The following is a 6,293-nucleotide window of genomic DNA, read 5'->3' as shown; positions in this document are numbered from 1 at the left end:
TGCATGAACATATTTATCTCTCGCACTTTTTTTTCGTTTTTTAGCTTCTTTATATAGAAGAGGCTTCCCTGTTTGTGAGATAAAATCAATCGAATAGTAAAGCCTCCCAACCGGGAGGCTTTTTTGTTTTTGCTGTGTAATAACAGCCTACTTTTGGAATGAGGATACCAAAATGACAAATGATGTATTAAATGCACTAAGACACGATATAAATGAAATAGACTCCGATTTACTCGTGTTATTAGCTAAACGTCGTCGTATTAGCCACGGTGTGGTTGAGTATAAAATTGCTAACAACAAGCCAATTCGCGATGAAGCACGTGAACTCGCACTTTTAGAGAAACTGATTGGTTATGGTAAATCACTAGGTTTGGATGCTTACTACGTGAATAATGTTTTTCAAACTATTTTGGAAGACTCTGTTTTACACCAACAAGCAATGCTACAAAAAAACCTGAATCCAGATGCCCTTAGTGAAACACACCGTGTAACTTACTTAGGTGGCCAGGGTTCCTATAGCCAACTAGCATGCCATAAATATTTTAGCCGCCGCCCGGGTAAATTAGTTGAAATTGGCTGTACATCGTTTGACGAAATAACAGGTAAAGTAGAAAACGGCCAAGCTGATTTTGGTTTATTACCCATTGAAAACACAAGCTCTGGCAGTATTAACGAGGTGTTTGACTTATTACAGCACGCGCAAGTGTCTATTGTTGGAGAAGTAACTCACAGTGTAGAGCATTGCTTACTCGCCAACCCTGATACTGAACTTAGTCAACTAACAAAAATATTTGCACACCCACAACCATTTGCGCAGTGCAGCCGCTTTTTACAGGGCTTAGGTGATTTACAACACGAAACATGTGACTCAACATCAAGCGCGCTACAATCAGCTCTGAACACACCATACAGTGCTGCAATTGGCTCTGCACAAGCGGGGAAAAACGTAGGGCTTGAGGTTATTAAATCAAACCTAGCTAATCAAAGCGAAAACCATAGCCGCTTTATTGTTGTTGCACGTAAGCCTCTACAAGTGTCTAACCAAATTCCAACTAAAACTAGTTTGATCATGTCGACAAAACAACAAGCGGGCTCACTAGCCGATGCGTTAATGATTTTTAAGCAGCATAAGATTAATTTAGTAAAACTTGAATCTCGCCCTACTCCGGGCAATCCGTGGGAAGAAGTTTTTTATGTTGACCTAGAAGCAAACTTAGCTGAAAGCCAAGTAAAAGAAGCGCTAGAAGAACTTAAAGAGCACACCCAATATGTACGTATTTTAGGATGCTACCAAAGCGAGTCACTACAGGCAGTAAGCGTTAATACTTAATAAGCAATTTTACAAATCAAAAAGGGCCGATATCGGCCCTTTTTCGTTAACTAGTACCAGTCTGCATAAATATTTTAGCAATTTAACGAATTAAATCCCCATACTTAAGCAAACGGTATAACAAATATTAATCTAAAACTTTTGAATCATTCGCTTTATTTAATAAGCTTCTACTTTGCGTTAAAAAGTGTTCTGTCGAGTCAGAAAAGTAAACTTTCGCCTGCGCAAAAGAATCAATAAGCGCTGCTTTATCTCCCGCTTTTAATTTTGCTAATGTACTTGCGAAGGTATCTTGGTACTGTGCAAGTAAGGTTTCTACATCATCGAATTGTGCTAGCATAATATCTGAGTAAAGCTCAGGCGACTGCGCAAATAAACGCCCTACCATCATCAGTTCTAATTGATATATAGGTGACGAGCAGCTACGTAATTCTTCTAGTGTATGACTTTGTTTTGCTAGAAATTGTCCGTACACAAATGTCGTTAAATGGCGCATTACCTGAATAATTTGCATTGCTTCATCATGCTTTTTAGCATCAAGCTCAACAAGCTGACAACCCCATACTTGTAACTGCTGTAACAAACCTTTTGCCGCTTGGTGTTCTCGCCCTTCACATACAACAACTGTTTGTTTTACCCAGTGTGATATATCAGGCCCAAACATAGGATGTAAACCAACCACAGGGCCACTGTGCGCAGCTTTTAGTGCTTTAATAGGCGATTGCTTTACCGATGTAATATCAACTAGTAAACAGTCTTCATCTAGTTTAGGTAACTTAGCAACGACAGCGTCCAATGCATTAATAGGTACGCTAATCATTACCAGCTTGGCACCTTTTAAAATACTTTTAGCATCGTTTTGCTGATCTTTATCTAAAATTTTAACTTCGTAACCTGAGCGAATAAACTGCTGTGCAAATAACTGGCCCATGGCGCCTTGACCACCCACAATTACAATTGGCGAAAGCTCTGGCGCTGCGCATGCAAGTTTTGCTTGTTGGTTTTGATAGGCTTCTCGCATCATACGTCTTAGTATATCTTCAACGAGATCTGGGCTTACATTTTGATTTATTGCTTCTTGTCGTCTTGCCGCTAATAGCTCTGCTTCACGGGCAGGTGCATGTAAAGGTGCGCCTGTTTGTTGTTTTATCTCACCAATTTTTTGCGTAATACCATTACGTTTAGCGAGTAAGGCAACAAGTTGTGCATCGCATTCATCTATACCTTCTCTTAGCTGTGCTAAATCACTTATGTCAGCCACGTTCGTCCCACCTTAAAAAACCAAATAACGTAAATATAAATTTACATAAAAGTAAACTAATCAATACGATAAATACTAACAGGATCAGCTAACTGAGAAAAGGCTAAAGCGGAAATTTTACTAATGAGAAATTGAGAATTGAGAATTGAGAATTGAGAATTGAGAAAATAATATTCTAAAACCAAAACGGGTTGCAACCCGAAGGATGCAACCCGTTTTTTTGCGTTGATAAACAGCGCGTATTAGTTAAGTTTTTCTCTAATACGTGCAGATTTACCAGAACGCTCACGTAGATAGTAAAGCTTAGCACGGCGAACTGCACCGCGACGCTTAACTGTTACGCTATCAATAAGAGGGCTGTGCGTTTGGAATACACGCTCAACGCCTTCACCGTTCGAGATTTTACGAACTGTGAATGCTGAGTGAAGACCACGATTACGCTTAGCGATTACAACACCTTCAAAGGCCTGTAGACGCTCTTTAGCACCTTCTTTTACTTTTACCTGTACAACCACTGTATCACCAGGGCCAAATGCAGGTACGTCTGTTTTAAGCTGCTCATCTTCAAGCGCTTTAATAATATTTTGGTTTACTTTTGCCATTATGTTTCTCACTTTCCTAGGTGTAACTGTCTTCTAGCCACAAGCTTTTTGGTACTCTTGCTGAAATTTCGCGAGTAATACCGCTTGCTCCTCAGTCAGAGCTAGGTTATGCAACAAGTCAGGACGTCGTAACCAAGTTCTGCCTAATGACTGCATAAGCCGCCATTTTGCTATCTCTTGGTGGTTACCACTGAGTAATACAGCAGGAACCTGTTTGTCGTCCAATGTTTCTGGTCGTGTATAGTGTGGACAATCTAACAAGCCATCCGAAAACGAATCTTGTTCTGCTGACTGATTATGACCTAACACACCTGGCACTAATCGCGCTACTGCGTCAATTAATGTCATGGCAGGTAGTTCACCACCACTCAAAATAAAATCACCAATTGACCATTCTTCGTCAACATATGATTCTATTATTCTCTCATCTATACCTTCATAGCGACCGGCAATCAAAATCAGTTTTTTAGAGTTAGCGAGTTCGCTAGCACCTTGCTGATCAAGTTTGCGCCCTTGCGGGGACATATAAATTACTTTAGCACCATCACCAGCTGCTTTTTTAGCTTCGGCAATCGCTTTTTTTAATGGCTCAACCATCATTAACATACCAGGTCCGCCCCCGTAAGGACGGTCATCTACGGTTCTATGCTTATCTAAAGCGTAGTCTCGCGGATTCCAGCAGTTAAAATCAATTAAGCCATTTTTTACTGCGCGACCGGTAACACCTTGGTCTGTAATAGCGTCAAACATGTCTGGAAAAAGGCTTATCACCCCTACCCATAATGAACTAGTTTGCGTCATTAAAAACCAGGATCCCAGTCTACGGTAATTTCTCTTGCGTCGTATTTAACTTCTTTAATAACTGAATCAGTTAAAAAAGGAATCAAACGCTCAGCTTGACCAAATGCGTCTTTACTGTTTGCTTTAACAACCAGTACGTCATTTGATCCTGTCTCCATCAGGTCATCAACAATGCCTAAGCTATAACCTTTATCGGTTACAACAGACATGCCAATGAGATCTCGCCAATAGAACTCACCTTGCGGGAGTTCTGGTAAATGCGCTGCATCCATTGAGATTTCAGCATGGGTATAAGCCATTGCTTCGTCTCGGTCGTTTACCTGCGCAAATTTAGCGATAAAGCCTTTGTTGTGGCGACGCCAGTCGACCACTTCTAAGGACTGCCATTTACCTTGCTGCCCTATCAACCACGGGCTGAAATCGAAGATCCCTACGGGATCATCAGTAAATGAATGTACCTTAAGCCAGCCCTTTATACCATATGGGGCACCGAGCTTTCCTACGACAATTATTGATGAGGTGTTCTCTTGACTCATGGTTACACTTACGCCTATTAAGCCGCTTTACGAGCGTCTTTTACTAACTTAGCTACGCGATCTGAAAGAGATGCGCCCTGACCTACCCAGTGTTCAACACGTGGTAAATCTAAACGAATTTTTTCTTCTTGACCTGAAGCAATTGGGTTAAAAAAGCCTACTTTCTCGATGAAGCGACCGTCACGCGAGAAACGGCTATCCGCAACCACAATTTGATAGAAAGGGCGTTTTTTAGCGCCACCACGTTGCAAACGAATAGTTACCATACCGTCCTCTATAAAGATTGACTGTTTTCATTAATAAGATTTACTCCCCAGAATGGGGAGCTGGGGAATTGTACGAGTTTTTGGCAATAACGCAAGTAAGAAGTGAACCAAAAAGGCAGTTTAGTAGGTTAAACCGTGATCTCAACGACAAATAAGAGTTAAAGGTGTATTACATGCATAATTTATTCAACAAAAAAGGAGCTATTTGCTCCTTTCAATATGATTCGCTATTATTTTAAAAAGTAACTTAATGGTACTTTTTAAAATTTAGGACCGCCGCCGCCCATCATTCCAGGTGGTAACATGCCTTTCATACCGCGCATCATTTTAGTCATGCCGCCTTTACCTTTCATTTTTTTCATCATTTTTTGCATTTGCGTAAACTGCTTAAGCAACTTATTAATCTCTTGTACTTGTGTACCAGAGCCAGCTGCTATGCGTTTTTTACGCGAACCTTTAATGATTTCTGGGCGTGCACGCTCTTTTTTAGTCATAGAGCTAATAATAGCTTCCATTTGGATAAATGTTTTATCACCCATTTGACCTTTAACAGCATCTGGTAAGTTAGACATACCAGGGAGCTTATCAAGCATTGACATCATGCCACCCATGCTTTTCATTTGCTTTAATTGGTCAGCAAAATCATCAAGAGTAAAACCTGCGCCTTTAAATACTTTTTCAGCAACTCTAGCAGCTTGCTCTTTATCTACTTTCATCTCGACTTCTTCGATTAATGAAAGTACGTCACCCATACCTAAAATACGCGACGCTATACGGTCTGGGTGGAAAGGTTCAAGTGCGTCAGTGCGCTCACCCACACCCATAAACTTAATAGGCTTGCCAGTGATGTGACGAATAGATAAAGCAGCACCACCACGCGCATCACCATCGGTTTTTGTTAATATAACACCGGTAAGTGGTAATGCTTCGTCGAATGCTTTAGCTGTATTCGCCGCATCTTGACCTGTCATTGCATCAACAACGAACAAGGTTTCAATTGGATTGATTGCTTTATGAAGATCTTTAATTTCATCCATCATGTTGCTATCAACATGTAGACGACCTGCAGTATCAACAAGTACTACATCTATAAATTTCTTTTTAGCATGAGAAATTGCAGCGGTTGCAATATCAACAGGCTTTTGCGAAATATCACTTGGGAAGAAATCAACATCAACTTCTGCTGCAAGCGTTTCTAGCTGTTTAATAGCCGCAGGGCGATAAACATCGGCACTTACTACAAGTACTGATTTCTTTTTTCGCTCTTTTAAAAACTTAGCAAGCTTAGCTACACTGGTGGTTTTACCCGCACCTTGTAGACCCGCTACCATTACAACGGCTGGCGGTTGCGCATTTAGACTTAGCTCTTCATTAGCCTCGCCCATTGCTTTTTCTAGTTCTTCACGCACTATTTTTATAAATACTTGGCCTGGGCTTAAGCTTTTTGTAACTTCAACCCCAACTGCACGTTCTTTAACTTGTTTTACAAAGTCGCGA

The 6,293-nt window shown here is 40.7% G+C and carries 7 protein-coding genes and 1 other annotated feature; of the genes, 1 reads left to right on the top strand and 6 read right to left on the bottom strand.

Features of this window, described 5'->3' with window-relative positions; translation table 11 throughout:
* The first annotated feature begins 10 nt into the window (after positions 1-10).
* Positions 11-128 (top strand) — a sequence feature (Phe leader region).
* A 44-nt stretch (positions 129-172) separates the two neighbouring features.
* Positions 173-1,330 (top strand): chorismate mutase, encoded by a 1,158-nt coding sequence (locus CXF89_RS17850; protein WP_007581410.1) that lies wholly within the window; start codon positions 173-175, stop codon positions 1,328-1,330.
* A gap of 127 nt (positions 1,331-1,457) precedes the next feature.
* Here the strand turns inward: CXF89_RS17850 and tyrA are convergent, their stop codons facing one another.
* The 6 genes from tyrA to ffh all read right to left on the bottom strand — a co-directional run.
* Entirely contained in the window at positions 1,458-2,591 is a 1,134-nt protein-coding gene (tyrA, locus tag CXF89_RS17845; RefSeq protein WP_121955351.1) for a bifunctional chorismate mutase/prephenate dehydrogenase, read from the bottom strand.
* A gap of 242 nt (positions 2,592-2,833) precedes the next feature.
* Positions 2,834-3,193, bottom strand: a complete 360-nt coding sequence (rplS, locus tag CXF89_RS17840) for a 50S ribosomal protein L19 (RefSeq protein ID WP_007581406.1) — start codon at positions 3,191-3,193, stop codon at positions 2,834-2,836.
* A gap of 33 nt (positions 3,194-3,226) precedes the next feature.
* Positions 3,227-3,994 carry a tRNA (guanosine(37)-N1)-methyltransferase TrmD gene (gene trmD / locus CXF89_RS17835; RefSeq protein WP_007581405.1) on the bottom strand — a complete coding sequence of 256 codons (768 nt, stop codon included), beginning with the start codon at positions 3,992-3,994 and terminating at the stop codon, positions 3,227-3,229.
* The gene (rimM, locus tag CXF89_RS17830) at positions 3,994-4,530 is read right to left on the bottom strand and encodes a ribosome maturation factor RimM (protein ID WP_010554631.1); all 537 of its coding nucleotides are present in this window, start codon (positions 4,528-4,530) and stop codon (positions 3,994-3,996) included. Before rimM ends, trmD begins: the two co-directional genes overlap by 1 nt.
* 17 nt (positions 4,531-4,547) lie before the next feature.
* On the bottom strand, positions 4,548-4,796 hold the full coding sequence (gene rpsP / locus CXF89_RS17825; RefSeq protein ID WP_002962192.1) for a 30S ribosomal protein S16: 249 nt from the start codon (positions 4,794-4,796) through the stop codon (positions 4,548-4,550).
* A gap of 260 nt (positions 4,797-5,056) precedes the next feature.
* Positions 5,057-6,293: signal recognition particle protein (gene ffh / locus CXF89_RS17820; RefSeq protein WP_121955350.1), on the bottom strand; the 1,237-nt coding region annotated here is incomplete at its 5' end.

This window comes from Pseudoalteromonas sp. MelDa3 (assembly GCF_002863625.1).
Lineage (GTDB): Bacteria > Pseudomonadota > Gammaproteobacteria > Enterobacterales > Alteromonadaceae > Pseudoalteromonas > Pseudoalteromonas arctica.
The sequence above is the reverse complement of the archived record's forward strand: the minus strand, read 5'-3'. Positions and strand labels throughout refer to the sequence as shown.